The 25470-nt window shown below is 68.9% G+C and carries 32 protein-coding genes; 14 read left to right on the forward strand and 18 right to left on the reverse strand.

Annotated features, from left to right (window positions below):
- Positions 1-60 precede the first annotated feature (60 nt).
- Together QMK34_RS25155 and QMK34_RS25160 are read right to left on the reverse strand one after the other, a co-directional pair.
- Positions 61-471, reverse strand: a complete 411-nt coding sequence (locus QMK34_RS25155) for a PIN domain-containing protein (protein WP_326416797.1) — start codon at positions 469-471, stop codon at positions 61-63.
- Complete coding sequence (locus QMK34_RS25160; protein WP_326416798.1) at positions 459-725, reverse strand: type II toxin-antitoxin system Phd/YefM family antitoxin; 267 nt, start codon at positions 723-725, stop codon at positions 459-461. Before QMK34_RS25160 ends, QMK34_RS25155 begins: the two co-directional genes overlap by 13 nt.
- A gap of 82 nt (positions 726-807) precedes the next feature.
- On the opposite strand from QMK34_RS25160, the gene moaC reads away from it, so the two are divergent.
- On the forward strand, positions 808-1284 hold the full coding sequence (gene moaC / locus QMK34_RS25165) for a cyclic pyranopterin monophosphate synthase MoaC (protein WP_326416799.1): 477 nt from the start codon (positions 808-810) through the stop codon (positions 1282-1284).
- Positions 1281-2204: a molybdenum cofactor biosynthesis protein MoaE gene (locus QMK34_RS25170; protein WP_326416800.1), complete on the forward strand. Its 924-nt coding sequence runs from the start codon at positions 1281-1283 to the stop codon at positions 2202-2204. The genes moaC and QMK34_RS25170 overlap by 4 nt, the downstream gene beginning before the upstream one ends.
- A gap of 107 nt (positions 2205-2311) precedes the next feature.
- Here QMK34_RS25170 and QMK34_RS25175 read toward each other — a convergent pair whose 3' ends face one another.
- The 4 genes from QMK34_RS25175 to moaA form a co-directional block, all read right to left on the reverse strand.
- Positions 2312-2947 (reverse strand): transglycosylase family protein, encoded by a 636-nt coding sequence (locus QMK34_RS25175; protein WP_326416801.1) that lies wholly within the window; start codon positions 2945-2947, stop codon positions 2312-2314.
- A 456-nt stretch (positions 2948-3403) separates the two neighbouring features.
- Positions 3404-4276: a phosphatidylinositol-specific phospholipase C/glycerophosphodiester phosphodiesterase family protein gene (locus QMK34_RS25180; protein WP_326416803.1), complete on the reverse strand. Its 873-nt coding sequence runs from the start codon at positions 4274-4276 to the stop codon at positions 3404-3406.
- A 137-nt stretch (positions 4277-4413) separates the two neighbouring features.
- On the reverse strand, positions 4414-4674 hold the full coding sequence (locus tag QMK34_RS25185) for a MoaD/ThiS family protein (protein ID WP_326416804.1): 261 nt from the start codon (positions 4672-4674) through the stop codon (positions 4414-4416).
- 3 nt (positions 4675-4677) lie between these two features.
- Positions 4678-5742, reverse strand: a complete 1065-nt coding sequence (gene moaA, locus QMK34_RS25190; RefSeq protein WP_326416805.1) for a GTP 3',8-cyclase MoaA — start codon at positions 5740-5742, stop codon at positions 4678-4680.
- A 119-nt stretch (positions 5743-5861) separates the two neighbouring features.
- On the opposite strand from moaA, the gene QMK34_RS25195 reads away from it, so the two are divergent.
- Genes QMK34_RS25195 through QMK34_RS25225 form a run of 7 tightly spaced genes read left to right on the forward strand, consistent with a single transcriptional unit; the run spans position 5862 to position 11108 of the window.
- Positions 5862-6341: a MarR family winged helix-turn-helix transcriptional regulator gene (locus QMK34_RS25195; protein WP_326416834.1), complete on the forward strand. Its 480-nt coding sequence runs from the start codon at positions 5862-5864 to the stop codon at positions 6339-6341.
- A gap of 33 nt (positions 6342-6374) precedes the next feature.
- Positions 6375-6779, forward strand: a complete 405-nt coding sequence (locus tag QMK34_RS25200; RefSeq protein WP_326416806.1) for a TOBE domain-containing protein — start codon at positions 6375-6377, stop codon at positions 6777-6779.
- On the forward strand, positions 6776-7570 hold the full coding sequence (gene modA, locus QMK34_RS25205; protein WP_326416808.1) for a molybdate ABC transporter substrate-binding protein: 795 nt from the start codon (positions 6776-6778) through the stop codon (positions 7568-7570). Before QMK34_RS25200 ends, modA begins: the two co-directional genes overlap by 4 nt.
- Positions 7571-7616: 46 nt before the next feature.
- The gene (locus QMK34_RS25210) at positions 7617-8384 is read left to right on the forward strand and encodes an ABC transporter permease (RefSeq protein ID WP_326416809.1); all 768 of its coding nucleotides are present in this window, start codon (positions 7617-7619) and stop codon (positions 8382-8384) included.
- A complete protein-coding gene (locus QMK34_RS25215) occupies positions 8381-9460 on the forward strand; it encodes a sulfate/molybdate ABC transporter ATP-binding protein (protein ID WP_326416810.1) in 1080 nt (359 codons plus the stop codon). The genes QMK34_RS25210 and QMK34_RS25215 overlap by 4 nt, the downstream gene beginning before the upstream one ends.
- A 9-nt stretch (positions 9461-9469) precedes the next feature.
- Positions 9470-10264, forward strand: coding sequence for an HAD-IIA family hydrolase (locus tag QMK34_RS25220; RefSeq protein ID WP_326416811.1), 795 nt, complete (start codon positions 9470-9472; stop codon positions 10262-10264).
- A 37-nt stretch (positions 10265-10301) separates the two neighbouring features.
- Positions 10302-11108 (forward strand): metallophosphoesterase family protein, encoded by an 807-nt coding sequence (locus tag QMK34_RS25225; RefSeq protein WP_326416813.1) that lies wholly within the window; start codon positions 10302-10304, stop codon positions 11106-11108.
- A 1-nt stretch (position 11109) separates the two neighbouring features.
- On the opposite strand, the gene QMK34_RS25230 is transcribed toward QMK34_RS25225, so the two are convergent.
- From QMK34_RS25230 to QMK34_RS25250, 5 genes are all read right to left on the reverse strand, one after another.
- On the reverse strand, positions 11110-11484 hold the full coding sequence (locus QMK34_RS25230) for a YccF domain-containing protein (RefSeq protein WP_326416814.1): 375 nt from the start codon (positions 11482-11484) through the stop codon (positions 11110-11112).
- Complete coding sequence (locus QMK34_RS25235) at positions 11484-12245, reverse strand: PhzF family phenazine biosynthesis protein (RefSeq protein WP_326416815.1); 762 nt, start codon at positions 12243-12245, stop codon at positions 11484-11486. Before QMK34_RS25235 ends, QMK34_RS25230 begins: the two co-directional genes overlap by 1 nt.
- Before the next feature lie 64 nt (positions 12246-12309).
- Complete coding sequence (locus QMK34_RS25240; RefSeq protein ID WP_326416816.1) at positions 12310-13797, reverse strand: hypothetical protein; 1488 nt, start codon at positions 13795-13797, stop codon at positions 12310-12312.
- 35 nt (positions 13798-13832) lie between these two features.
- The gene (locus QMK34_RS25245; RefSeq protein ID WP_326416817.1) at positions 13833-14318 is read right to left on the reverse strand and encodes a hypothetical protein; all 486 of its coding nucleotides are present in this window, start codon (positions 14316-14318) and stop codon (positions 13833-13835) included.
- Positions 14319-14421: 103 nt separating this feature from the next.
- Positions 14422-14964 (reverse strand): DUF3558 family protein, encoded by a 543-nt coding sequence (locus tag QMK34_RS25250; protein WP_326416819.1) that lies wholly within the window; start codon positions 14962-14964, stop codon positions 14422-14424.
- Positions 14965-15284: 320 nt separating this feature from the next.
- Between QMK34_RS25250 and QMK34_RS25255 the strand changes: the two genes are divergently transcribed.
- Positions 15285-15536, forward strand: coding sequence for a hypothetical protein (locus QMK34_RS25255; protein ID WP_326416821.1), 252 nt, complete (start codon positions 15285-15287; stop codon positions 15534-15536).
- On the opposite strand, the gene QMK34_RS25260 is transcribed toward QMK34_RS25255, so the two are convergent.
- The gene (locus QMK34_RS25260) at positions 15533-16279 is read right to left on the reverse strand and encodes an ESX secretion-associated protein EspG (RefSeq protein WP_326416822.1); all 747 of its coding nucleotides are present in this window, start codon (positions 16277-16279) and stop codon (positions 15533-15535) included. The two genes, QMK34_RS25255 and QMK34_RS25260, sit on opposite strands and share 4 nt — an antisense overlap.
- 119 nt (positions 16280-16398) lie before the next feature.
- Between QMK34_RS25260 and QMK34_RS25265 the strand changes: the two genes are divergently transcribed.
- Entirely contained in the window at positions 16399-18057 is a 1659-nt protein-coding gene (locus QMK34_RS25265; protein ID WP_326416823.1) for an AMP-binding protein, read from the forward strand.
- Positions 18058-18135: 78 nt separating this feature from the next.
- On the opposite strand, the gene QMK34_RS25270 is transcribed toward QMK34_RS25265, so the two are convergent.
- Both QMK34_RS25270 and QMK34_RS25275 read right to left on the reverse strand, forming a co-directional pair.
- A complete protein-coding gene (locus tag QMK34_RS25270) occupies positions 18136-19110 on the reverse strand; it encodes a R2-like ligand-binding oxidase (RefSeq protein WP_326416824.1) in 975 nt (324 codons plus the stop codon).
- Between the two features lie 16 nt (positions 19111-19126).
- Positions 19127-19759, reverse strand: a complete 633-nt coding sequence (locus QMK34_RS25275; protein ID WP_326416836.1) for a TetR/AcrR family transcriptional regulator — start codon at positions 19757-19759, stop codon at positions 19127-19129.
- Positions 19760-19850: 91 nt separating this feature from the next.
- Here QMK34_RS25275 and QMK34_RS25280 point away from each other — a divergent pair, with 91 nt between their 5' ends.
- Entirely contained in the window at positions 19851-20537 is a 687-nt protein-coding gene (locus QMK34_RS25280) for an HAD family hydrolase (protein WP_326416825.1), read from the forward strand.
- Here the strand turns inward: QMK34_RS25280 and QMK34_RS25285 are convergent.
- Positions 20500-20736, reverse strand: a complete 237-nt coding sequence (locus QMK34_RS25285) for a hypothetical protein (protein ID WP_326416826.1) — start codon at positions 20734-20736, stop codon at positions 20500-20502. The genes QMK34_RS25280 and QMK34_RS25285 overlap by 38 nt on opposite strands.
- A gap of 134 nt (positions 20737-20870) precedes the next feature.
- Between QMK34_RS25285 and QMK34_RS25290 the strand changes: the two genes are divergently transcribed.
- Positions 20871-21257 carry a cold-shock protein gene (locus tag QMK34_RS25290; protein ID WP_326416837.1) on the forward strand — a complete coding sequence of 129 codons (387 nt, stop codon included), beginning with the start codon at positions 20871-20873 and terminating at the stop codon, positions 21255-21257.
- A gap of 442 nt (positions 21258-21699) precedes the next feature.
- On the opposite strand, the gene QMK34_RS25295 is transcribed toward QMK34_RS25290, so the two are convergent.
- Genes QMK34_RS25295 through QMK34_RS25305 form a run of 3 tightly spaced genes read right to left on the reverse strand, consistent with a single transcriptional unit; the run spans position 21700 to position 25029 of the window.
- Positions 21700-22191 (reverse strand): DUF2771 family protein, encoded by a 492-nt coding sequence (locus QMK34_RS25295; protein WP_326416827.1) that lies wholly within the window; start codon positions 22189-22191, stop codon positions 21700-21702.
- A gap of 10 nt (positions 22192-22201) precedes the next feature.
- Positions 22202-24199 (reverse strand): MFS transporter, encoded by a 1998-nt coding sequence (locus QMK34_RS25300; RefSeq protein WP_326416828.1) that lies wholly within the window; start codon positions 24197-24199, stop codon positions 22202-22204.
- Positions 24200-24252: 53 nt separating this feature from the next.
- Complete coding sequence (locus QMK34_RS25305; RefSeq protein WP_326416830.1) at positions 24253-25029, reverse strand: glutaminyl-peptide cyclotransferase; 777 nt, start codon at positions 25027-25029, stop codon at positions 24253-24255.
- A gap of 51 nt (positions 25030-25080) precedes the next feature.
- Here QMK34_RS25305 and QMK34_RS25310 point away from each other — a divergent pair.
- The coding region (locus QMK34_RS25310; protein ID WP_326416831.1) for a DUF3027 domain-containing protein at positions 25081-25470 on the forward strand (390 nt) is incomplete at its 3' end.

Consider the following 25470-nt stretch of genomic DNA (forward strand, 5'->3'; position numbering starts at 1 on the left):
CCAAGTGAGATGAACGGACCGTTCATGGCGTTTTTCGCCATAAACGGTCCGTTCATGGCGTCAGCTGGAGCGCTCTAGCGGCCGCACCTCGACCTCGGGGAGCTCTTCGAAGCAGGCGCGGGCGTCCGTCGTCACCAGCACGCGCCCGGTCGCTCTGGCGGTTGCCGCGATGATGAGATCGTGTGCGCCCCGGGGGCGGCCGCTGATCCGCACGTGGGCGAGCAGTGCGGCGTGGTGCTCGATAACTGCTGCCGTGTACTCGGCGATCGGCATGACTTCGAGCGCTTGCTCCAGGAACGCGGTGTGTTTCGCGCGGCGGGCCGGATCGGGATCGAGCAGCACGTCCACTCGGTATTCGGTCACCGCCACGGCAGGGATGACCACGTCGTCTTCGGCGCCGATGGCGCCGGGTGGCAGTCTCCGCCGGGCTCCCTCGATGAGGACGCCGGTGTCGAGGATCAGTCTTGCCACGGGTCGCCGTCCAGTTCGGCTGAGGCGGTCTCCCTGACCGTGGCCACGGACTGTGCGAAAGCGTCGTCCAGGTCGGCCCTGCCTGCCCACTCGCTGAACACCGAAAGCAGGGCCGCGCCGTTGGCGCGAGGGGCGGGCACGATGAGCGCCGCGCGGTGACCGTTGCGCGTCACTACGATGGTCTCGCCCTTTTCCGCTTCGTCAAGCAGTGCGGAGAAGTTCCGCGAGGCTTCCGAGGCACTCATTTCCTTCATGGGCTCAGATTATCAGATTATGATTTTCTGAGCTTGCCACCGCGAGCGGTGCTGCCGTGGGTGCCGCAGTAGCCTGCTGCAGGTGAGTGAACTCAGCCACGTCGACGAAACGGGCGCGGCCCGCATGGTCGACGTCTCCGGTAAGACGGCCACGGCGCGCACCGCGCTCGCCGGTGGCACCGTGCACACCACCGCCGAGGTTCTCGGGCTGCTGGCGTCGAACGGACTGCCCAAGGGGGACGCGCTGGCGACCGCGCGGATCGCCGGGATCATGGGGGCCAAGCGGGTGCCCGAGCTGATCCCGCTGTGCCATCAGATCGCGCTGTCCGGGGTCAAGGTCGAGTTCGAGCTGGCCGAAACCGCCGTGCACATCACCGCCACCGCCAAGACCACCGACGTCACCGGCGTCGAGATGGAGGCGCTGACGGCTGTCGCGGTGGCCGGGCTGACGCTGCACGACATGATCAAGGCCGTCGATCCGGCGGCGACGCTCGACGGGGTCCGGCTGATCCGCAAGGACGGCGGCAAGTCCGGCACGTGGACGAGGGAGCAGGCATGACGCGGAGCGCGCGGGTGATCGTGGCGTCGAACCGGGCCGCGAACGGCGTCTACGAGGACAAGACCGGGCCGGTGATCGTCGACTGGCTGGCAGGCCGCGGGTACGAGGTGCCCGCGCCGCTGGTGGTCGAGGACGGGGCGCCCGTCGGCGAAGCGCTGCGGGCCTGCCTGGCCGAGGCCGTCCAGGTCGTGGTCACCACGGGCGGCACCGGCATCTCGCCGACGGACCGCACCCCGGACGTCACGCGAGCGCTGCTGGACTACGAGCTGCCCGGTGTGGCCGACGCCGTCCGGGCCGCTGGGCTGCCCGAGGTGCCGACAGCGGTGCTCTCGCGCGGCGTCGCCGGGGTGGCCGGGCGGACGCTGGTGGTGAACCTGCCGGGCTCCCGCGGAGGTGTGAAGGACGGCCTGGGCGTCCTGGAGGGCATCATCGACCACGCGGTGGACCAGCTGGCCGGTGGCGATCATCCCCGGCAGGTGCCCGCGCCGGTCACCGCCGTGCGGGTGGCGCGGCTGGCCGTGACCGAGGAGCCGCTGTCGGTCGACGAGCACGCCCGGCTCGTCGACGATGCCGCCGCGGGTGCGGTGGTGACGTTCGGCGGGGTCGTGCGCGACCACGACGGTGGCCGTTCGGTGCACAACCTGGCTTACGAGGGGCATCCGACCGCGAGCGACGTGCTGGCCGAGGTCGTGGCCGAGCTCTTGCCCGGCTGGACGGGCGTGCGCGCGGTGGCCGTCAGCCACCGCTTGGGCGCGCTCGAGATCGGCGACGTGGCGCTGGCCTGCGCGGTCGCCGCCGAGCACCGCGCGCAGGCTTTCGCGGCCTGTTCGGAGCTCGTCGACGAGGTCAAGGCCCGCCTGCCCATCTGGAAGCATCAGCACTTCGCAGACGGTACCGAAGAATGGGTCAACTCGCCGTAGTTGCCGGTACTTGACGGAAAAGGGCCCCACCGCCAGGGGAAAACCGCGGTGGGGCCCTTTTCAGGTCACAGCTGCTGCGCCGGACCGTCGCTCTCAGTGAGCGAAGATCACTTGGTGGCGAGCTTCTGGCCGACGACGATGAAGTCCGCGTCGGGCACGTACTGCTTGTTCATCTCCTGCAGCTTGGCGTAGCCGCCCTGCACGTTGAACTGGGTGGCGATCTTCGACAGGGTGTCACCCGCGACGACGGTGTAGTCACCGGCCGGGTTCGAGCCCGCGACACCGGAGGCGGCCGGAGCGGCCTGCTTCGGGGCCTCGGTCTTCGGGGCGACCTTCTTGGTGGTCTTCGGGGCAGTCTGCTGCTTGGCGGCCTTCGGGGCCGACGACTTGGACGAGCCGCCACCCTTCTTGCCGCAGACCGGCCAGGCGTTGATGCCCTGGCCCTGCAGAACACGCTCGGCGACAGCGATCTGCTGGTCACGCGAAGCGCCGGACGCACTGCCGGTACCGCCGTAGGCCTTCCAGGTGCTCTGCGAGAACTGCAGGCCACCGTAGTAGCCATTGCCGGTGCTGGTGTTCCAGTTGCCGCCGCTTTCACACTGCGCGATGGAGTCCCAGTCGGTCGCGTGCGCGGGGGTCGCAGCGATGGCGAGGGGGGCGCCGACCGCGATGCCGGCAACGGCGACGCGGGCGATGTGGCGGGTGGCAGCGGACATCTTGCGGTGCTTACCTCGGTACGACATGTGAATCTATCTCGTCTTCCTGCGCCTACGAGCCTGAGCTGAGGGTCAGCTCCTCGCGGAACTGGCCGGGTATCGGGCCCGGCTGACTCCGGCGGCGCACGACGCGTCGCCTCAGTCCCCTCGCCCCTGTCCAGAAATGCTTTCGCTCGGGGTATGGGTCCGGGAATCCGTTGGACAGGGCTGGGCGCTACGGATTCCCGGTCGTGCTGGTTGGTCGGGGCCAACCGAAAAGCGACGGTACGTAACGACGAGCGTGATCGGAAATTATTCGGTACGTGACCTACGTCACAGTAACGGCACGCAACCTATAACGATTCGACTGTTTATGCAGGTCAGCTGGCCGTTATCGGACCGTTTCCTGGCCGAGATAATTCACGGATCGTGAGGCTTGCATCACGTGGATTAAGGCATGACTGGCCCATTCGCGCCGTCACGGAAACGAACGAAACGCGCACTCTAGCGACCCCGGAGGAACACCGCCAGACCTGAAAGATCGTCGGTGTTGAGATGGTCGACCCCGGCGTCGGCCAGTTCTCGCCACAGAGCGTCACGAGACGCCCCCGCAGCGTCCGGCGTCGCCCAGAACCGGATCCGCTGCCCGGCCGCGTGGGCCCGGTCGACGAGCTCGTGGAGCCGGGCGCGTTCGGCGGCCGGGAACGGCCCCGCCCCCGTCCAGGTGAACAGCCCGGTCCAGTTGTCGGAGACCAGCGGGGTCACCCGGGGGTCCGAGCCGAGGCCCAGATCGCTCGTGTCGAGGATGCGGCCGTCGTAGAAGGCCAGCCGGTACCGCTCGCGGAGCAGGACGTCCTTCGGCCGGTTGCCGGACAGGACCGCGGTGACGGCGTGGCGCTGCACATGGCCGAAGAAATAGGAGGTGAAAAGGAAGGAGTAGCGCGGGTCACGCAGCCGCTTCTCCAGCGCCGCATAGGTACTGACGGACTCGCTCTTGACGTCGACGAGCAGCTGGAACGCGGCCGGACGCGGGTAGACGCCCCCGTGGTTGCGCAGGACGCGGTCGCGCAGCGGGTCGAGGTAGAGCGCCTCGAGCGTGCGCTCGGGCTTGAGATCCTCGGCGTTGTGGCCGACGAGCAACTGGCCGTCGACCAGGTAGATGTCGGCTTCGACGCTGGTGAAGCCCTGGTCGAGGGCGTCGAAGAGGGGTCTGGCGTGCTCGTAGTCGTTGTGCGCGTGGGCCTGCGGCAGCGGCCGGACCCCGTGGTGGTGGTCTGTGGCCGCCTGGTCCGTGGCCGCGGAAGCGGGGGAGCTCAGCAGCGCGCAGGCGGCCACAGCGGCCGCCAGGAGGGCGATGAGGCGTTGGGAGGTCTTCATGCCGCCGCATCCTGTGCGAGGCGGCCGTCGGGCCGGTGAACGGCGCGAGGCGGGCATACGAAGTGTCATGAAAGGGTCTTTGCGGACAAAAAGTGTCAGGAAAGACCCTTTCATGACACTCTGGGCGGAGCGGGTGGTCAGCCGCCGGCGAACGGCGGGAGGACGTCGAGCTCGGCGCCGTCGGTGAGCGGCCGGGCGAGGTCGCGCACCGCCACCCCGTCGAGCAGAAAGCTGACCGCGTCCAGGACGCGGGGCAGCGGGCCGGGGTGCAGCGAGCGCAGCTCCTCGACGGCGTCGCGAACGCGCGCGCCGGCGACCAGCTGCACCTTCTCTTCGTCGACGCCCGCGGCGGCTCGTGCCGAGGCGAAGTACCGCACCACGATGGTGATCGTCTGCATGCCTCAGCCGCCGATCGCGCTCATCGGCCGGATCGGCTGCGCGAACCCGGCCTCGTTGATCTCGTGTCCGGCGAGTTTGCCCCACATGGTCGCCCGCCAGGCGTCCGCCACCTCTTCGTCGGGCGCGCCCGAGCGCAGGAGCGAGCGCAGGTCCGTCTCGTCGTTGCTGAACAGGCAGGACCGGACGGCGCCGTCGGCGGTCAGCCGGGTGCGCTCGCAGGCCGCGCAGAACGGCCGGGTCACCGAGCCGATCACCCCGACGTCGCCGGGGCCGCCGTCGACCAGCCAGCGCTCGGCGGGCGCGCCGCCGCGCTTCGCCGGGAACGGGGAGAGCGTGAACGCCTCGCCGAGCATCCCGAGGATCTCGTCGGCGGTGATCATCTGGCCGCGGTCCCAGCCGTGCTGGGCGTCGAGCGGCATCTGCTCGATGAACCGCAGGTGGTAGCCCTGTTCCAGGCAGTAGCTCAGCAGCGGGACGGCCTGGTCGTCGTTGATCCCGCGCATCAGCACGGCGTTGACCTTGACCGGGTTCAGCCCGGCGTCGCGCGCCGCGGACATCCCGGCCAGCACCTGGGGCAGCCTGTCGCGGCGGGTGATCTTCTCGAACGTCTCGCGGTCGACGGTGTCGAGCGAGACGTTGATCCGGTCCAGCCCAGCCTCGGCCAGCGCGACGGCCCGTTTGGCCAGCCCGATCCCGTTGGTGGTCATGGAAACCCGCGGCCGCGGGGTCAGCGCGGTGATCTGCGAGACGAGCCCGGCCAGCCCGGGGCGCAGCATCGGCTCCCCGCCGGTCAGCCGGATGTCGGTGACGCCCAGCGTCTCGACCGCGATCCGCATCAGGCGGATCAGCTCTTCGTCGGACAGGACCTGTTCGCCCGGCATCCAGTCGAGGCCCTCGGCGGGCATGCAGTAAGTACAGCGCAGATTGCACTTGTCGGTGAGGGAGACCCGGAGATCGGTGGCGACCCGGCCGAACGTGTCCACCAGTTTTGGCGTGTCGGGCCTGGGCGCGCTCGGCACCCCTCGTGTACCGGGGACGCGAGGAAACCCAAGATCTACCGCAGTCATTGGCACCAGGGTAACTCGGAAGATGCCGCCCAGCCGAGCGGCTGGAATGATTCCGGTCCCGGAGTCTCTCAGTGGCGAAGCAGGTCAGCGCTTGTGAAAGGGTTACCGGCATGACGAGTGTGGCGGGAAAGACATATCCGGTGCCGCCGGACGAGCTCGCGCGCTTTGCCCGGCTCGGCCGTGAAGGCAGCACCCTGACCGTCCTGCGGCACGCCCGCATCGCCGAGCAGATGGGCCTCTCGTTCACCGATCACAAGGCACTCGATCTGGTCGGCCAGGCCGGCGGACCCCTTACGGCAGGCAGGATCGCCGAGCTCACGGGCCTTTCGACCGGCGCCGTGACCGGGGTCATCGACCGGCTGGAGAAGGCCGGGATGGTCCGCCGGGTCCGCGACACCGAGGACCGCCGCAAGGTCCTCGTGGAGGTCGTCCCGGAAGCGATGACCCGCTTCGTGCCGCTGTTCCAGTCGGCCTTCGACGGCATGCGGCGGCTGTTGGGCGGGTTTTCCCCGGCGGAACGGGAAGTGCTGGAGCGTTATCAGAACGCAATGCTTGAAGAGTTACGCGCGGAAATCCTCGGCAAAGGCCCGGCCGCATAGCTTTTCCTCATCTGCGGCTATAACCTCCGTCCCATGCCGCAATTCCGGTTATCCGAGGCCGCTGGTCTGCTCGGAGTGAGTGACGACACCGTCCGCCGCTGGGTCCGTGCCGGTCAGCTCACCGCGACCGACGACGCGGCCGGGCGCAAGGTCATCGAAGGCGCCGAACTCGCGGGTTTCGCCCGCGCGCAGGCCGAGACCACAGAGGACCCGTCTTCGGTCGGCCGGTCCGCCCGCAACCGGTTCGTGGGGCTGGTCACCGAGGTCATCTCCGACAAGGTGATGGCCCAGGTCGAGCTGCAGTGCGGGGCGCACCGCGTGGTGTCACTGATGAGTACCGAAGCCGTCCGCGAACTCGGCCTCCGGCCCGGGGTGCTCGCGGTCGCCGTCGTCAAGGCGACCACCGTCGTGGTGGAAACCCCGGAAGGAACCAAATGAGAAAGCTGGCCCTCGTCTTCGTCGTGGCCACCGCACTGCTGGCCACGGCCTGTAGTTCCTCGGACACCCCGAGTACGGCGTCCGGCTCGCCCTCTGCCGCTGGCGGCGGCGAGGCGAAGACGCTGACCGTGTTCGCCGCCGCGTCGCTCACCGAGTCGTTCGGTGCGCTGGGCAAGCAGTTCGAGGCGAGCCACCCCGGGCTCACCGTGAAGTTCAACTTCGCGGGCTCCTCCGCGCTGGTGCAGCAGCTGACCAACGGCGCGAAGGTCGACGTGTTCGCCTCGGCGGACCAGGCCAACATGGACAAGGCGACCAAGGGGCAGGTGATCGACGGCCAGCCGGCCGTGTTCGCCACCAACAAGCTCACCGTCGCGGTCGCCAAGGGCAACCCGAAGGGCATCAAGGCCTTCGCCGACCTCGCCAGGGCGGGCACGATCGTGGTCGTCTGCGCGCCGCAGGTGCCGTGCGGCGCGGCGGCCAAGAAGGTCGAGACGAACACGAAGGTCACGCTCAAGCCGGCGAGCGAGGAGCAGGACGTCAAGGCGGTCCTCACCAAGGTCCAGTCCGGTGACGCCGACGCCGGGCTCGTCTACGTCACCGACGCCACCTCGGCCGCGTCCAAGGTGGACAAGGTCGACTTCCCGGAGGCCTCGGGCGCGATCAACAACTACCCGATCGCCGTGGTCAAGGACGCTCCGCAGGCGGCGCTGGCGAAGGAGTTCACCGACTTCGTGCTCGGCGCGCAGGGCAAAGCCGAGCTGACCAAGGTCGGATTTGGCCCGGCTCAGTAGCGGCTTCGTGAGTGCCGGGGCTCCCCGGCACTCACGAGTCCCCTGGGTGCTGTGGGTGCCCGCGGTGTTCGCGCTGGCTCTCGTGGTGCTCCCGGTGGTCGGGCTGCTGGTGCGGTCCGACCTCTCCCGTTTCCCCGGCCTGATCACGACGTCGTCCTCCCTGCACGCGTTGCGGCTGTCGCTGATCACCGCCGGACTGTCCACAGTGGCCTGTGTGCTGCTCGGTGTCCCGCTCGCCGTGGTGCTGGCCCGCTCGCGCCTGCGCGGCATCCGGGTGCTGCGCGCGGTGGTGCTGCTCCCGCTCGTGCTGCCGCCGGTCGTCGGCGGGCTCGCCCTGCTGTACCTGCTGGGCCGCAAGGGTTTCCTCGGCTACCTGATCACCGTGGTGACCGGCGAGCAGGTGCCGTTCACCACCGCGGCCGTGGTCAGCGCGCAGTCGTGCGTCGCGATGCCGTTCCTGGTCGTCAGCCTCGAAGGCGCCCTTCGCGGCTCCGGCGACCGCTACGAGCGCGTCGCCGCGACGCTGGGTGCTCGCCCCTGGACGGTGTTCCGCCGGGTCACCCTGCCGCTGTTGATACCCGCGCTCGGTTCGGGCGTCGTGCTCAGTTTCGCCAGGGCGCTGGGAGAGTTCGGCGCGACCATCACCTTCGCGGGCAGCCTGGAGGACGTCACCAGGACGCTCCCGCTGGAGGTCTACACGCAGGCCGAGGTCGACACCGACAGCGCCGTCGCGCTCGCGCTGCTGCTGATCGTCGTCGCGATCCTCGTCATCGCGCTGGCCAGGCCGAAGGCGCTCGAAGGGGTCCGCGCGTGAGCCTCGAAGCGACGATCGGCCTGGTCAGAGGCGCTTTTGAGCTCGACGTCGAGTTCACCGTCCCGACTGGGACCGTGCTGGCCCTGCTCGGCCCCAACGGCTCGGGCAAGTCGTCCGTGCTCGGCTGCCTCGCCGGGCTGCTGGAGGCACAGCGCGCGCGGATCACGCTGGCCGGGCGCACCCTTTCGGACAGCCGGTCGGGCCTGCCGCCGCACGCGCGGGGGATCGGCCTGCTGTCCCAGGACGCACTGCTGTTCCCGCATCTGTCCGCATTGGACAACGTCGCCTTCGCCCCGCGTTCGACCGGTGCGAGCAGGCAGCGCTCCCGCGAGATCGCGCGCGAGTGGCTGACCGAAGTGGACGCCGCCGAGTTCGCCGACCGCAAGCCCGCCCAGCTGTCCGGCGGGCAGGCCCAGCGCGTCGCCATCGCGCGGGCGCTCGCCGCCGAACCCGCGTTGCTGCTGCTCGACGAGCCCTTCGCCGCACTGGACGTCGACTCCGCCCCGGCCATCCGCGGCCTGCTCCGGCGGGTACTGCGCACCGGGCCGACCACCGTCCTGGTCACGCACGACCCGCTCGACGCGCTCGCGCTGGCCGACCACGTCGCGGTGCTGGCCGGTGGCCGGATCGTCGAACGCGGGCCGACCCGCGAGGTGCTGGCCGCGCCCCGCACCGCCTTCACCGCCCGGATCGCCGGGCTCAACCTGGTCACCGGCGTCGCCGTGGTGGACGGGCTGCGCACCGGCGGCGGCCAGGTGCTCGCGGGCATCCCGGCCGGGGACGTCGTCAGCGGGGACGCCGCGGTGGCCGTCTTCCCGCCGAGCGCGGTCAGCGTCTACGTGCCGGACGGCGAGCACCGGGGCAGCCCGCGCAACACCGCCGACGCCGTCGTCACCGGGCTCGAACCCCACGGCCCGGTGATCCGGCTGCGGGCGGGCGGCGACGGCTGGGCACACGGGCTGACCGCGGACCTGACCCCCGCGGCCGTCGCCGACCTGGCACTCGAACCGGGGTCGCCGATCACCCTTTCGGTCAAGGCGGCCGCGGTGGCTGTCCATCCGGTCGCCGACCAATAGGGTGGGGGCATGAGCAAGGGCCGTTGGACGTACCTGACCGACATGGATGGCGTGCTGGCGAAGGAGGAGCACCTCGTCCCCGGCGCGGACGAGTTCCTCAAGGAGCTGCGGGCCAACGGGATCGACTTTCTGGTGCTCACCAACAACTCCATCTACACCCCGCGCGACCTGCGGGCCCGGCTGGAGCGGACCGGGCTGGACATCCCGGAGGAGTCGATCTGGACCTCCGCCATGGCCACCGCGAAGTTCCTCGCCTCCCAGCGCCCGAACGGCTCGGCGTTCGTGATCGGCGAGGCCGGGCTGACCACCGCGCTGCACGAGGTCGGTTACGTGCTGACAGAGCGCGACCCGGATTACGTCGTCCTCGGCGAGACGCGCACGTACAGTTTCAGCGCGATCACGCGGGCGATCCGGCTCATCGAAGCCGGGGCGAAGTTCATCGCCACCAACCCGGACGCGACCGGCCCGAGCATGGAGGGCTCGATGCCCGCGACCGGCTCGGTCGCCGCGCTGATCGAGAAGGCGACAGGGCGTTCCCCTTATTACGTTGGCAAGCCGAACCCGCTGATGATGCGCAGCGCGCTGCGGCGCCTCGGCGCGCATTCGGAGTCCACCCTGATGATCGGCGACCGGATGGACACCGATGTCCACTCGGGAATCGAGGCCGGGCTGCAGACCATCCTGGTGCTCACCGGCATCTCCACCCGGGAGTCGGCCGAACGCTATCCGTATCGGCCGACACTGGTGATCGACTCGATCGCCGACCTGATCGGGCGTACCGAAGACCCCTTCGGCGAAGGCTGACCGCCGTGACGTGCGACGAAGGGCTTATCGTCGGGTGATGAGCGAGGACCGGTCCACCTATGTCGTGGGCGATGTGCACGGCCACCGTGACGAGCTGGCCGAGGCGCTGCGCGCCGTCGGGCTCGTCGACGACAAGGACGACTGGTCCGGTGCCCACGACCACCTCTGGTTCCTCGGCGACTTCACCGATCGCGGGCCCGACGGCGTCGGCGTGATCGATCTGGTGATGAAGCTGGACAGCCAGGCCGCCGAAGCCGGCGGCGAATGCAACACCCTGCTCGGCAACCACGAGATCCTGCTGCTCGGCATGTTCCACTTCGGCGACACGGCCGTGCCCTCGGACTTCGGTCCCCGCAGTTTCGCGCGCAGCTGGGAGATCAACGGCGGCCTGCTGTCCGATCAGGACAGGCTCACGCCGGAGCACATCGCGTGGCTCACCGCCCGACCGCTGCTGGGGCTCGCCGCGGACCACCTGCTCATGCACTCCGACACCCTCGAGTACCTCGACTGGGGTGACGGCATCGAGGAGATCAACGGGAACGTCAAGGAAATCCTCGAGGGCAGCGACATCACCGAGTGGTGGGACGTGTGGCGCCGGATGACCACGCGTTACGCCTTCCGCGGCCCGGACGGGCCCGAGGTCGCGCAGCGGCTGCTCGACCAGCTCGGCGGAGAGCGGATCGTGCACGGCCACAGCGTCATCGCCGATCAGCTGGGCATCCACCCCGCGCAGATCGACGGCCCGTACCTGTACGCGGGCGGCAAGGCGCTCGGCATCGACGGCGGCCTGTTCGTCGGCGGGCCGTGCCTGGTCACCGAGCTGCCGTACGAGCCGGAGTCCTGACCTACGGCAGGTCGACGATCTCCTTGCCCAGCGGCATGAGCGAGATCGGGATCATCTTGAAGTTCGCCACGCCCAGCGGGATCCCGATGATCGTGACGCACAGCGCCACCCCGGTGAGCGCGTGTCCGATGGCCAGCCAAAGCCCGGCGAAGACGAACCAGATCACGTTGCCAAGGCACGAGCCCGCTCCGGCGTCATGCCGATCGACCACGGTCCGCCCGAACGGCCAGAAGGCGTAGTTCGCGATCCGGAACGACGCCAGCCCGAACGGGATGGTCACGATGAGGATGCAGCAGACCACCCCGGCGAGCAGGTAACCCATGGCCATCCAGAAGCCGCACAGGACCAGCCAGATGATGTTGAGCAGGAATCGCATCAGACGTGCAGCTCCCCTTCGGCGACGGTGACGGCCTGCCCGATGATCTTGACCAGGTCGCCGTCAAGCTGCATCCGCACGAGCCCACCCCGCGCGGAAGCCTGGTAACCGGCCAGCTTCTTGTCGTCGAGCCGCTTGCCCCAGTACGGCGCCAGCGAGCAGTGCGCCGACCCGGTCACGGGGTCCTCGTCGATCCCCACCCCCGGCGCGAAGAACCGGCTGACGAAGTGGATCTCGCCCTTCCCCTCGAAGGCGCTCACGATGAGCCGCCCGGTCCATGTGGCCGCGAGGGCGTCAAGGTCCGGCTGCAGCGCGCGTACGTCGTCAGCCTTGGCGAGGACGGCGAAGAGGTTCTCGCGGCTTCGCCCCACGTACTGGATCTCGACCCCGGGCAGAATGCCCGAGAGGTCGTCGTCGGACTCGACGGGCGGATCGACCGGAAAGTCCATCCCCACCCAGCCGCCCTCGGCACGGCAGCTCAGCTCACCGCTTCGAGTGGCGAAAACCTGCTCCCCACCGAGCACGTGCGTCGTCGCCAGCGTCGCGTGTCCGCAAAGATCAACCTCGGCCGCCGGAGTGAACCACCGAAGCGACTTCGGCCCTTCGCCGCTCGTGACGACGAAGGCGGTCTCGGAGTGCTTGAACTCCGCTGCCACCGCCTGCATCCAGCCCGGCTCCGCGGGGGAGTCGAGCAGGACGACAGTGGCGGTGTTCCCCGCGAAGGCGTCAGCGGTGAAGGCGTCGACGAGGTAGAAGCGCATGCTTCCAACCTAGCCACGTCGTGGGGTGCCGGGCCTCCGGGTTTACCCCGATACGGCCCCGGACTCAGGCGCCGATGACCGGCGTCGTGGCCTTCTGCCCGTCAGCCCCGTACTCCGGCCGGGCTTCGAACACCTCGTCCGGATCCTCCTGCGTCGGCGTCTTGTTCTTGTGCTCCTTGTCCTCTTCCTTCTTCTTGCCAGCGCCGGCACCGGCGGCACCCGCACCACCAGCGCCCTTGGCGTTCGCGGCGGCGACCCCACCCCGCGCGATCCGCTCCCCGGCCGACTTGCCGCTACCACTCCCGCTGCCCTTACCGGGCTCGCTCTCGGCGCCACCGGTCTTACCGGACGTGTAACCGCCACCGGAGACCCGCGACCCGGCGAACCCGCGTCCGCCACCGCCCGGCCCGGACCGTCCGCCGCGCACCGTGTCGCCACCTGCTCCGCCGACGCCGCCGCCACCGGAGATGGCCATGCCGTCCGGCCCGAGCCGCGGCATCCCGCCCCCGAGGTTGCCCCCGGGCATCCTGGTCGCCCCGCCGCCGAGGCCCGGCGTCCCGCCGCTAGTGCTCGACCCGGGCGGCAGGTACGTGCCGCTGCCGCCGCCCCCGTAGGTCGGCGGCTGACCACCGGCACCCGGCTGAAGCGCCCCGGGGACGCCTGCCTGGGTTCCCGGCGTCGGCGTGAAGCCACTGCCACCCGGCATCCCGGAACCGGGGCCGCCCGTGGTGCCACTCACGCTGCCCGGGTTGAAGCTGCTGGCCGAGGTGCTGTCGTTGTGCTGCCCAGGCTGCTGCGGCGGGTTGTACGTCGGTTGCGTCGTGGCGGTGCCGTGGTAGGTGTTGTCCAGGCCCTGCATGATCTGCACCGCCTGCTGATGATCGGCGTCGGCCTTCTGCTGCTTGCCCGAGATCGCGTTCATCGTGTTCGTCGAGCTGACGAGGTCACCAGCGGCGAACTGCTTGACTGCCTTGTCCATCTCGGCGTTCTGGTCGAAATGGGTGGGCTCGGGCATGTTCGTCTTCGCGTAGTGCGCCGCCGCTGACTGCTGGGAGTAGCGGTTGGACGTCAGCTGCAGGGCGCTGCCGGTCTGCTCGGCGTGGCCTGCGGTGTTCTGGAAGTAGTTGTTGGCGTTGCCCGCAGCCGAGCCCTGCCACAGGGAGTCGGACGCGCCGGCGGCGTCGGTGAAGTCGTTCGACACGCCCGCAAGCCAGTTCGCGAACTCGTTCGACACCCGGCCCCTGGCGTCGATGTCGCCGGTGTCGAGCCCGGTGTGCACCATGTTGTACAGCTCTTGATGGGGCTTGCTGGGGTAGTTGTCCTCGGGTGCCGGTGCGTCGCCTCGGGTGGTCTGGCCCTGAAGGAGATGATCGCCTTGTGACACGGAGTAGTCGGCGGCGGACTTCTCGGTCTGCGCCTTCGTACCCTGGTCGACGTCGGGTCGGTCTTCGGCGCCGAAGTGACTGTTGCCCTGCTGGAGCTTCTGCTGGGTCTGGGCGTAGTAGTCGGCCTCGTACTGTCGCTGTTCGGCCCGGTGGTTTGGCTGGCTCACGACTGAGCTCCCCTCTCAGCTCGCTTCGGACGGTGTCACAGACCGTTGTTGATCTTGGCGAAGGACTGACTGTGGGCTTCCTCAGTCTCGCGGTAGTTGGCACGCGCGATCACCAGCGCCTCACGGGCCTTCTTGATGCCGTCCGCCATGAGTTCGAGGTTGGGGATCAGCGACTGCGGGCCACCGTTGGCAACCTCGACGTTGAAGGCCGCGACCTTGCCGCCATACTTGTGGGACCCCATCTGGGCTGCCTGTGTGAGGACGTTCAGCTCGAATAGGTGATCCGGGTACTCGTGCAGGAACCGGTCGCAGGCTTTGAGATAGCGTTGGAATCCGGCCTCGTTGATGGCGAACCCGCCACTCTCGGCGAGCGCCTTGAGCTGCTGGCCTCCCTGGTCGACCCGGGCGGCGCCTGCGCCGTCCAGGGGTGCGTTGAGCATGTCGGACAAGAAACTACTTCCGGCGTCACCTGCTGCGGGCGTGCTCGGCGGCTGATTGCCGAACTCAACGTCGTCGCTCATAGCCCCTGCCCCTGTTCAGTACCATGCGTGTTCGCATAACCACTGTAACCAGACGGAACATGCTTGTCAGCGGTTCGTGCCAACCGAGGCTTTGTGCGGCAGGTCACCCGGTCTTGGGTAGAAACATCTCGATCTTGGCGGATGCCTGATTCGCGTAGGTGCAGGCCTCGTCGGTGTCTCTGCTGACGAGGGTAACGACGACGATGGCACGTGAGTTCGGTTTGACCTCAATTTTGTTCATGCAGTCGCCTTTGGCACCGACGTTTTCGCGTACTTGGATGGCTCTGCGGTCCTTGACGTGGCCGGTGCGGGCTTTGCTGGGATCAGGGATGCCTTCGTCGATGGTCTGGCCTGCTTGAAGCAGGAGGCCAACCGTGCCATATGTGGGCTTGTTGAAGCTGCAGGCGTGTTTGGGGTCAGCGCTGCTGGGGACGGCGGTGGGGTAGCCCTCACCGGCAAGGGCTTGGTCGAGGATGGTGCAGGGGTTCGAGTTGAGGAAGGGGTCTGTGGGGCTTGTGGGGGAGGCGCTGGTGGGGGGTGGGGTAGTGGCGGGGGTGGCTGAGCCGCCGACGGCGGAGCTGCACGCGGTCAAAGTGAGAGCCAGCGCGGCCAGGGTGAGGGTGGCCGGACGGCGGCGGGTCGTCATGCTGGTACCACTTGGTCGGGCACGAAACGAGCGTCGTTCACCCGTGGCCTCTGGTGCTTGCTGTGTGCTCATTCCCCTGCCTTTGCCCCTTTTTGGCCACCGTGTGTGCCTGTGCGCCCACTGTAGTGGCGAGGCGTCCTGGCCTGCCAGGACGCACGCGGGACGTTGCCGAAGTGTCAGTCTTATTGACGGCGAGTCTCATCGCGGCCGTTTCGCGACAGTGGTGTAGACCCGGATAGCGGTTGTCCCTCAAGTTCTGGAGCGACCAGCCAGTCATCTCCACGGAGGTGCGCCCGGACTCGAATGTCAGCGGGGACTGCATGCTGCTGCCGAAGTTGATCAGGCAAGCCAGCCCGTCGCCCACGCTGAACGGCACGGCTTTCGGCTCGCTGAAGGGGCGGCGGTTTGCTGGGATAGCGATGAGATCACGGGAGTCTTCCGGCTCGAGCGCGGCGGCCCGAAGGCGTTCGAAGGCCCGGATGTACTGGTCGAGCCATGGCAATCTGCCGGTGCGTCGCCACGATTCGACGGTCGAGTTCACCATCGAGGCCATAGCGATGCCTGCCGGTTAACTCCGGGCTTCGGTGATGCTCTCGTGTAGCCAGCGGCGCAGGTGTGACCCGTCCGAGGGAACGAACCGGTACCGCGTCTCGCCGCCGGGGAGCTGCTCGGTGAACGTCAGGAAGCGGCCGCCGTCGGTGTCGAGGAAGTTCACCGTGCCCACCGGGCGGAGCCTGCCGGACGTGCGGACGGACAGCTCCACCGTGCCGTGGCGGTGGGGTGGCCAGGTCGAGAACTTGGCCAGGGCTTTCTCGTTCGCCCTGCGCTGGGACGCCATCGCGGAGAAGTCTTCCGGGGCGTCGGGGCGGCCGCCGCGGGTGATCGTCAGGGGGGCCAGTGGGACCGGGACGTAGGGCGGGAGCATGCCGATTACCGTGTTGACCAGGCGATCCGCTCGGAGCTGGAGGAAGCGGATGTCGTCGGCGGCCAGCTCGGAGAAGACGCCGACGCTGCCGGATGCCGCCGCTCGGTAGAAGACCTTGAGGTTGTCCTCGATCTCCACCGCGCGGACGATGATCAGCACCTCGGGACGGGTCCAGGTCTCCAGTGCCTCGGCGACTTCGAGGTCCAGTTTGTCCTGCCTGGCGAGCCCCCGGGCGCGGAGCGAGTCCCAGGCCGTGGTCACCGCGCGTTCGTGGTCGACCAGGGTCGTGCCGACGCTGGGTACCTCGAACGGGTGCCAGTTTCTGGGTAGGCCGGCACGCTCGGCGACGGCGTCCACCTCGGTCAAGCTCAGGGAGAATTCCTCCGGCACGCCTTGCTTCCCTCCGTGACCCGTATCCCGAAGTCGAGCGTAGCCGAACCGCTACTCCTGTTTCGGCATCCGGCCGCGCTTAGACTCGGGCGCAGTCACCGCCGACTTCAGGAGGCACCATGCCTGACGCGCCCGTCGTTCCCGGTTACGCCTCGGGAATCTCCGACGTTCCCCTGCTCGGGGACACCATCGGCGACAACTTCGACCGGACGGTCGCCGCCTTCGGGGACCGGGACGCGCTGGTGGACCGGGCCGCCGGGCAACGGTGGACCTACCGGGAGCTCGCCGCTGAGGTGGACGCGCTGGCGCTGGGGTTGCTCGACGCCGGGATCGGCAAGGGCGACCGGGTCGGCATCTGGGCGCCGAACCGGGCGGAGTGGACGTTCACCCAGTACGCCACCGCCAAGATCGGGGCGGTGCTGGTCAACATCAACCCGGCCTACCGCTCCCACGAGCTGGAGTTCGTGCTCAACCAGGCCGGGATCCGGCTGATCGTGGCCGCCGAGAGCTTCAAGACCTCCGACTACGCCGGGATGATCGAGCAGGCGCGGCCGAAGTCCCCTGGGCTGGAGCACGTCGTGCTACTCGGCGGCGAGAAGTGGACTTCGCTGCTTGAGACCGGGCGCAAGGGTGACCCCGCTTTGTTGGCCGAGGTGGCCGGAACGCTGAGCGCGGACGATCCGATCAACATTCAGTACACGTCCGGGACCACCGGGTTTCCCAAGGGCGCGACGCTGAGTCACCACAACATCCTCAACAACGGTTTCTTCGTCGGCGAACTGTGCAATTACACCGAAGCCGACCGCGTGTGCATCCCGGTTCCCTTCTACCACTGCTTCGGCATGGTGATGGGAAATCTCGCCTGCACCAGCCACGGCGCGTGCATGGTCATCCCCGCGCCGGGTTTCGACCCGAAGGCGACGCTGGAGGCTGTGGCCGCCGAGCGGTGCACCTCGCTGTACGGGGTGCCGACGATGTTCATCGCCGAGCTGGCCGACCCGAGTTTCGCCGAGCACGACCTGTCCTCGCTACGGACCGGCATCATGGCGGGCTCGCCCTGCCCGGTCGAGGTGATGAAGCAGGTCATCGACCGGATGGGGATGGCGGAGGTGTCGATCTGCTACGGCATGACCGAGACGTCGCCGGTGTCCACCCAGACGCGCGCTGACGATTCCATCGAGCGGCGCGTGTCCACCGTGGGCCGGGTCGGGCCGCATCTGGAGGTCAAGGTCGTCGACCCCGAGACCGGGCAGACGATGCCGCGCGGCGAGCCGGGCGAGCTGTGCACGCGGGGTTACTCCGTGATGCTCGGGTACTGGGAGCAGCCGGAGAAGACGGCCGAGGCCATCGACGCCGCCCGGTGGATGCACACCGGCGACCTCGCGGTGATGGACACCGACGGGTACGTCAACATCACCGGCCGCATCAAGGACATGGTCATCCGCGGCGGCGAGAACCTCTACCCGCGGGAGATCGAGGAGTTCCTCTACACGCATCCGGACATCCTCGACGCCCAGGTCATCGGCGTCCCGGACACAAAGTACGGCGAAGAGCTGATGGCCTGGATCCGGATGCGCGACGGCGCGGCCGCGCTGACCACCGAGGCTGTGCGGGAGTTCTGCACCGGCAAGCTCGCGCACTACAAGATCCCGCGGTACGTCCACGTCGTGGACGAATTCCCGATGACGGTCACCGGCAAGGTCCGCAAGATCGAGATGCGCGAGAAGTCGATCACCATCCTCGGCCTCGAAACGGCCGCTTCCACCCAGCACGCCTGACGGCCCATGCCTGCTGGTCCCTGAAGGCCACCATGACGGCGTTAAACGCCGTCATGGTGGCCTTCAGGGACTTCCGAATCAGCTCGTGGCTTTGGCGGCGGCCTCGGCGAACGCCTTCGCGTCCTCTTCGCCGAAGGTCTCCTCCAGGTGCTCGGGGGTGTAGTCGAGGTCGATCTGCTCGACGGGCATCCCCCGCGCCGACTCGATCGCGCCGAGCCGTCGCTGCGCGCGGTCGGCGGCATACTGGATGATCTCCTGCGGGTCGTTGTCGAACGGCACCTCGTCGAACTGGTCCTGCACCCACTGGATCATCCCGAGCGCGTGCGGCATCAGCTCGCCCATCCGCTGCTGCACGGCGTCCCACATCGAGTCGTCCGCGGCCACGTGCCGGCGGCAGGTGAACGTGCCCCACGCCATGTGCCGGCGTTCGTCGTCGCTGATGCGCTTCACGAGCTCCTGCATGCCCGGCAGGATCTGCTTCTCCGAGCAGATCATCTGCCACGAGTAGTACCCGGTGAGCGCGAGACTGCCCTCGACGACATGGTTGTACGTGACGCTCGCCCGGATCTGGTTGAGCGGGCTGGGATCGGACTCCAGGATGCCGAGCGACTCGGGCAGCTCCTCGTAGAAGAGCTTGCGGTAGTGCGGGTTGTCGGCCACGTAGGAATGCAGGTCGTCGGTCAGCCCGACGGCGTCCATCCAGCGCCGGAACACCTCGCAGTGCTTGGCCTCCTCGAAACAGAACTGGCTCAGGTACATCTCGTCGCCGAACCGCCCGGTGGCGGCCATCGCCTTCATGAACGGCTGGATGTCCTCGGTGACGGCCTCTTCCCCGGCGATGAACTGTGCCACCAGATAGGTCGCCGAGCGTTTCTGTTCGTCGTTGAGCGTTTCCCAGCCCTCCAGATCGTGGCTGAAGTCGATGTCCGCCGGGTTCCAGAACTTCTTGTTGCCCTTGAGGAACAGCCGCAGCGGGAAGGATTCCCAGTTGAGCCCGCCGCGGCGCAGGGAGGAGAACCCGGTGCGGTGGCGGATGGAAAGCGTGTCGGTCATGACGAGACCCTTCGTGTCACTCCATTGTAGACAAATCAGCGGACGAATTGGACGAATCAGTGGACTGATCGGTGAAGCTCGCGATCGCGGGCGCCATCACCGCACAGACGGTGTCGGCGGCTTCGACGGCCGAATGGGTGCGCAGCACGAGGTGACTCAACGAAAGCCGGACCACGGCTTCGGCGAGTAGCGCCGCCTGGTCCTCGGACAGGGTGGGTTCGAGCTCGCGGTACTGCCCGGCCGCGAGTTCGGTCGCGGCGGTGAGGATGGGCTCGCCCTTGGTGGTCAGCAGCGGCAGCAGGTCCTCGCCCGCGTCGGTGCCCAGTGCCGCGGCGACGAGCCGGTTGCGCCTGCCGTGCTCGATGGTGAACGTCACCGCGCAGCGGATTCCGGCGAGCAGCCCGTCGGCCTCGTCGAACCGCTGCCGGATGCCGTCGAGGAATTCCGAAGTCGTGCGCAGCGTGACGGCCTGGGTGAGTGCCGCCTTGCTGCCGAACTCGTTGTAGACGGTCTGCCTGCTCACCCCGGCCCTCGCCGCGACGTCGGCCATGCGCAGCGCCGCGTACCCGCGGTCTGGCAGGAGTTCGGTCGCGGCGTCGAGTAGCGCCTCGCGCAGCGAGGCCTTGGTGCGTTCGGTGAAGCTGGTGATCTCGGCCACAGCTCCAGCTTGACACAGTTCGAATTCGTGTCAAGGGGCTTTACCCATCCCAAAGGTGTGTACAACCCGCTACCGTGGCGGGGTGGGCATCACCGTCGGTTTCGACCTGGACATGACATTGATCGATTCGCGGCCCGGCATGCTGGTGGCGATGAACCGGCTGGGGGAGGAGTCGGGCCTCCCGCTCGACGGCGTGCACTTCGCCGCGAACCTCGGCCCGCCGCTCGATGACAGTTTGCGCGGCTACGGCGCGCCCGAGGAGCGCATCCCGGAGCTGATCACGCGCTTCCGCGGCTTCTACCCGGACGTCGTCGTGCCGGTCACCCTCGCGCTGCCCGGCGCGGCCGCCGCGCTGCGCGCCGTGCGTCAGGCGGGCGGGCGGACGCTGGTCGTCACGGGCAAGTACGGCCCCAACGCGCAATTGCACGTCGACGCGCTCGGCCTCGAGGTCGACGAGCTGGTCGGCGAGCAGTGGTCGACCGGGAAGGCGGTGTCACTCCTTGAGCACGGCGCCGTCGCCTACGTGGGTGACCACCGCGGGGACATCCGCGGCGCGAAGGCCGCCGGAGCGCTCGCGGTCGGCGTCACGACCGGGCCGTGCTCCCGCGCAGAGCTGGAGGCCGAAGGCGCGGACGTCGTGTTTGACTCGCTCGAGGAGTTCCCAGACTGGTTCGCCTCAGTCCCACCCGCCAGCCCACCGCCACGCTCAATGGAGGCGCTGCGCGCCCGATCTAGTTCTTACGGCGAGCTTCGTGGACCAGCGCGATGATCCCCAGCCCGAGACCGAGCGGGGTGATGATCCCGGCGGCGGCGCTCAGCCACACGGGCAGGTTCTCCAGCCCGGCGGCGAACATGATGAAGACCGCGAGCACGGCCACCATGCCGAGCGCGAACAGGCCGATGCCGAGCCGCATCAGGAACGGTTTTCCGGGGGTCGCCACGGCGGTCTCCTTAACAGCGGTCTCCATCCGGCAGATGCTATCCGTCGGTATCCGCTTCTCCCCAGGGCAGGTGGCGAGATAGGCTCTTTCCACGCGCGTCCTGGGTACGCCCCCGGGGCGCGTTCGTCGTGAGCAGGGACAGAGAAGGACTGGTGAGGGAAGTGCCGACCGGCAAGGTCAAGTGGTACGACGTGGAGAAGGGTTTCGGTTTCGTCACCCAGGATGACGGCGCCGACGTGTACATCCGCAAGGCCGCGCTACCGCAGGGTGTCGAGGGGCTCAAAGCCGGTCAACGGCTGGAGTTCGGCGTCGCCGACGGCCGTCGCGGCCCGCAGGCACTCTCCGTCCGGCTGCTCGACCCGCCGCCTTCGGTCGCCGAGGCCCGCCGCCGCCCGGCCGAGGAGCTGCACGGCCTCATCGAGGACATGATCAAGCTCCTCGAGACCAAGGTGTCCCCGGACCTGCGCCGCAACCGCTACCCGGATCGCAAGTACACCAAGCAGATCGCCGAGATCATGCGCGCTGTCGCCCGGGACCTGGATCCGTAATTTTTATCGCGCTACCGCGATCGCGCTGCCAGGGCGCTCCTTCAGTAGGTCACGTCACCTGGCGCTTGAGGGCGCCCTGCCATCGCGATAGCGGGGCCTGGCGGCCAAAAAGCGCGACTTCAAGGGATCAAGGGACCTTTGGTCGCGTTAGCCGGGGCCGGGTTAGCCGGGGCTGGGTTGGCTGGGCCGGGCTAGCTGCAATGGTCGCCGGGTTCGCCATGGCCCGGCCACGCTCGTCCGCCCAGATGTCCCTGAAGGCCACCATGACGGCGTTAGACGCCGTCATGGTGGCCTTCAGGGACATCTGTAATCGGGCAAGTCGGGACTCAAACGGACTACAGTGCGGCAGTTTGTCCTCTGTGGATGGAGGATGCGCCTGGGTGAACCCGCGCTTGAAGTCCCTGGCATTGGGGCTGGCCGGGGTCGCGTTGGTTAGGGTGGGTTAGCTTTGGTGGGTTGGGGCGGGGTCGATCTGCAGGGACCAGAGGGCGATGGTGATCGGCTCGGCGTCCTCGGGGTTGCCGGTGCGGCTGATCGCCGCGGCCTGGGCGATCTCGACGACCAGGATCTGGTCGGAGGCACTCGGCGGGGTGACGGTGTAGGCGTAGCGGTCGCGTGAGGTGACGAGCGTCTCCTGCAGCGGTTGCGGCTCGCCCTTGGCGTTGACGTACTGCGCGGTGACCTTCCAGAGCGAATCCGCGATCTCGCCGGGCACCGAGATCTGCACCGGCTTGCCCGGCCGCACCTTCAGCTTGCCCGCCGCGTCCGGATCGCTGCTGCACTTGCCGGTCTTCGGGTCGCAGGCGGCGAGCGGGGTCACGTTGACTGTCTTGCCGTCGGCGAAGAACGTCACCTCGGCCGGGCCGGGAGCGGAACAGCCCGCCACCACGAAACCACCGGCCGCCAGCAGGGCCATCACACGAGTTCGCCGCATGCCCCGAACATTACGAGCCGGCACGCCAGCCCGAATCGCCACCCCTGGCCGGGATAGGCCCGCTGCTGGTCGGCTCCGGCCGCAGCGGCCGGTCGCCGCCGATCCCCGGGATCAGCGAGCCGCCGCGCCGCACCAGGAACGTCTGCACCAGCCCGACCGCGAGCAGCAGCGAAACGACCAGGAAGCCGATCCAGTACGTCGGCGGCAGCAGCAGGCCGATCGCGCCACCGAAGCACCACGTCAGCTGCAGCACGGTTTCCGAGCGCCCGAACGCCGACGCCCGCGACTCTTCTGGCAGGTCCTCCTGGATCACCGCGTCGAGGCTGATCTTCGACAGCGCACTGGCCGAAGCGCCGACGAGCGCGACTATCGCCGCCGTCGCCAGCCCGGACAGGATCGACGCGACCACCGTGGCCGCCAGACAGGCGGCGACGGACGAGATGATCACCTGATCGGGTTTGCCGAAGTGCAGGCGCGAACCGAGCAGGTTGCCGATGAACCCGCCCAGACCCGCGCCGGCGCCGATCACGCCGAGCAGCAGCAGTTGCATGCCGGGGCTGTGCCCGGTGCCCTCCGTCTGCGCCTTGACCGCGAACGCGGCGAACATCATCAGGAACCCGGTGAGCACGCGGATCGTGCCGTTGCCCCAGAGCGAGAGGACTATCTGGCGGCCCATGGGCTGCCGCTTGCGCCGCTCCTTCTTCTCCGGATGTGCCGACAGGGACGCGGGCACCTCGCCCTCGGTCACCTCGACCCAGGCTGGGATGCGCATCGACTGCACCGCCGCGGCGAGACAGATCAGCGCGGTGAACCACAGCGCGCCAGCGGCCCCGGAGATCGCGTTGACGCCGCTGGCGAGCGCGCCGAACGTGCCCGCCGCGATCAGGCCGAACACGGTCAGCCGGGCGTTGGTCTTCGAGAGCGTGATCTCCGGCGGCAGCACCCGCGGCGTGACCGCCGCCTTGAGCACGGTGAACGACTTCGACAGCACCATCAGGCCCAGCGCCGCCGGGTAGAGCAGCCAGTCGTCGAAGTGCAGCGCCATCACCACGGCCATCAGCGCCTGGCCGACCGAGGACACGCACATGGCGAGCCGCCTGCCGCGCTGCACCTTGTCCAGCGCGGGGCCGATCACCGGCGCGACCAGCGCGAACGGCGCGATCGTGATGAGCAGGTAGAGCGCGACCTTGCCCTTGCTCTCGCCGCTGCTCGCGGCGAAGAACAGGGTGTTGGCCAGCGCGATCGCCATCGCGGCGTCGCTGGCGTAGTTCAGCATCACCGCGTACGTCAGCGCCGTCAGCCCGGACTTGTCCGCGCCGTCGGCCTTGGTCGCCCGCTGGAACGCGCCGACAGCCTGCCCGGTGAGCTGGCGGCTGCGCATCGCGGCGACGCGCGTGACGGTGATTTTCTTCGGCAGCTTCGGGATGCTGCCCGCGCCGGGAGCCGCGGTGGTGGGCGGGTCCCCGGCCTCGGGCGGCGTCTCACGGGGCTCGCCCGCGTAACCGCCGGTGTCGTAGTGGTCGTACTCGCCGCTGCCGGGACGGCGATCCTCGTAGTAGCCGCCACGCGGCGGGGGCGGCGGCCGGGCCGGACGGTCTCGCTGGACCGGCTCGGTGCGCCGGTACGACGGGTCGGCTGGCGGATACGGGCGCGCGCCTCGCGGTGAGTAAGGCGGTGGGCTGGGGTATCCCATCGGGATCGCGCCGGTGGGCGCTTCGTCCGCTGTCGGGACCGAGTGGTTCGACGCTGGCTGGTTCGGGGCCGCGCCTTGGGGGACGGGCGGCGGGTATGCGCGCGGCGCCTCGTCGTAGAACCGGGTGCGCGGCGGCTGTTCGACGGGAGGCTGCTCGACGCGGGTGTGGTCGGCTGAGGCGGCTCGCCAGGGCGTGGCCTGCCCGGCGCCGGGCTCCGGCGTCCACTTGCGCTTGCTCTTGCGGGGCGCAGCATCTTTGCCCGACCGCCCGAAACGCGAGCTGCCGGGTTCGGATCGCGAACCGAAACGTGCCACCTCCCAATCCTGCCCTACCTGGGGGCCTTCCCGCCGGATCAGGGGCGGACGATTCAGGATCGGGGGACGAACTTCACCCTGAACTGTTTGGGCCAGAGCTTCCCGGTGAGCAGGAACTCGTCCGTGCCGGGCACCGCGGCGATGCCGTTGAGCACGTCCGCGCCGGTCCGCTCCGAGTCGCTGAGCAGGCCGGATGCGTCGATCACGCCGGTGACGTGGCCGGTCGTGGTGTCGATGCGCAGGATCGTGTCGGTCTGCCAGACGTTGGCGTACACCGTGTCGCCGACGCACTCGAGCTCGTTGAGCTGGTCGTACCCGACCGAGACCTCGCCGGTGACGGCGAAGCTCACCGGATCGCGGAATGTCAGCTTCGACGAGCCGTTGCTCATCACCAGCCGCCCGTCCGGCTGGTGACAGAGGCCCCAGCCCTCGCCCTGGTAGGCGACCCGGCGCTTCTCCGCGAGCGTCTTCGAGTCCCGTTCGATCGCGAAGCCGTTCTGCCAGGTCAGCTGCCAGAGCGTCGGCCCGAGCACGGTCACGCCCTCGCCGAACAGCGGCGGCGCGAGCACGGCGTTACCGACCGGCCGCGCGCCGGCCGGACCCGTCCGCAGCGAAGACCGGCCGACCAGACCGGTGCTCTCGTACAGCGTGTCGCCGCTGAATTCGAGCCCCTCGGTGAACGCCCCGGTGTCGTGGGGGAGGGTACCGAGAACCTGGGGCCGCAGCTGCTCGGCGGCGGTTTGCGCGGGGGCCGGAGTGGCCGCGGGCGTGCCGGCGCAACCGCCGAGAACGGCGGCCAGCAGCATCGAAGTGGTGATCAGCTTTCGCACGGCGCCTAGCCTGACATGGCCGCTCGCGATGCGTGCGGCACAATTGGAGGTATGACCTTGCTGTTGACTCTGGACGACGGCTCTATCCACCGCAAACTGGCCGGTGCGGTGGACACCGCACGCGACGCCGTGCTGCAGGAAGCCGCCGCCGACCAGGTCGGCGCGTATGTCGGCGTCGGAAGTGAAGACGCCGTCTCGGTGAGCCACCAGTTCGAGGCCGCCGTGCCCGGCTACGGCGGCTGGCGCTGGTGCGTCACCGTCGCGCTGGCCGCCGAGGACGAACCGGTGACCGTCAGCGAGGTCGTCCTCATCCCCGGCCCCAACGCGCTCGTCGCCCCGGCCTGGGTGCCGTGGGAACGGCGCGTGCAAGCGGGAGACCTCGGCGTCGGGGACCTCTTCCCGACCGACGACGACGACCCGCGCCTGGCCCCGGCGTACCTC

It is taken from the genome of Amycolatopsis sp. H20-H5 (genome assembly GCF_035828755.1).
Taxonomy (GTDB): domain Bacteria; phylum Actinomycetota; class Actinomycetes; order Mycobacteriales; family Pseudonocardiaceae; genus Amycolatopsis.

Coding starts and splice junctions, on each gene's coding strand:
- QMK34_RS25265 (WP_326416823.1), top strand. CDS start 16,399: ATGCCTGACGCGCCCGTCGTTCCCGGTTACGCCTCGGGAATCTCCGAC.
- QMK34_RS25250 (WP_326416819.1), bottom strand. CDS start 14,964: ATGACGACCCGCCGCCGTCCGGCCACCCTCACCCTGGCCGCGCTGGCT.
- QMK34_RS25245 (WP_326416817.1), bottom strand. CDS start 14,318: ATGAGCGACGACGTTGAGTTCGGCAATCAGCCGCCGAGCACGCCCGCA.
- QMK34_RS25180 (WP_326416803.1), bottom strand. CDS start 4,276: ATGAAGACCTCCCAACGCCTCATCGCCCTCCTGGCGGCCGCTGTGGCC.
- QMK34_RS25170 (WP_326416800.1), top strand. CDS start 1,281: ATGACGCGGAGCGCGCGGGTGATCGTGGCGTCGAACCGGGCCGCGAAC.
- QMK34_RS25255 (WP_326416821.1), top strand. CDS start 15,285: ATGCTGCTGCCGAAGTTGATCAGGCAAGCCAGCCCGTCGCCCACGCTG.
- QMK34_RS25285 (WP_326416826.1), bottom strand. CDS start 20,736: ATGGAGACCGCTGTTAAGGAGACCGCCGTGGCGACCCCCGGAAAACCG.
- QMK34_RS25175 (WP_326416801.1), bottom strand. CDS start 2,947: ATGTCGTACCGAGGTAAGCACCGCAAGATGTCCGCTGCCACCCGCCAC.
- QMK34_RS25220 (WP_326416811.1), top strand. CDS start 9,470: ATGAGCAAGGGCCGTTGGACGTACCTGACCGACATGGATGGCGTGCTG.
- QMK34_RS25185 (WP_326416804.1), bottom strand. CDS start 4,674: ATGCAGACGATCACCATCGTGGTGCGGTACTTCGCCTCGGCACGAGCC.
- QMK34_RS25295 (WP_326416827.1), bottom strand. CDS start 22,191: ATGCGGCGAACTCGTGTGATGGCCCTGCTGGCGGCCGGTGGTTTCGTG.
- QMK34_RS25230 (WP_326416814.1), bottom strand. CDS start 11,484: ATGCGATTCCTGCTCAACATCATCTGGCTGGTCCTGTGCGGCTTCTGG.
- QMK34_RS25225 (WP_326416813.1), top strand. CDS start 10,302: ATGAGCGAGGACCGGTCCACCTATGTCGTGGGCGATGTGCACGGCCAC.
- QMK34_RS25200 (WP_326416806.1), top strand. CDS start 6,375: ATGCCGCAATTCCGGTTATCCGAGGCCGCTGGTCTGCTCGGAGTGAGT.
- modA (WP_326416808.1), top strand. CDS start 6,776: ATGAGAAAGCTGGCCCTCGTCTTCGTCGTGGCCACCGCACTGCTGGCC.
- moaA (WP_326416805.1), bottom strand. CDS start 5,742: ATGACTGCGGTAGATCTTGGGTTTCCTCGCGTCCCCGGTACACGAGGG.
- QMK34_RS25235 (WP_326416815.1), bottom strand. CDS start 12,245: ATGCGCTTCTACCTCGTCGACGCCTTCACCGCTGACGCCTTCGCGGGG.
- QMK34_RS25270 (WP_326416824.1), bottom strand. CDS start 19,110: ATGACCGACACGCTTTCCATCCGCCACCGCACCGGGTTCTCCTCCCTG.
- QMK34_RS25160 (WP_326416798.1), bottom strand. CDS start 725: ATGAAGGAAATGAGTGCCTCGGAAGCCTCGCGGAACTTCTCCGCACTG.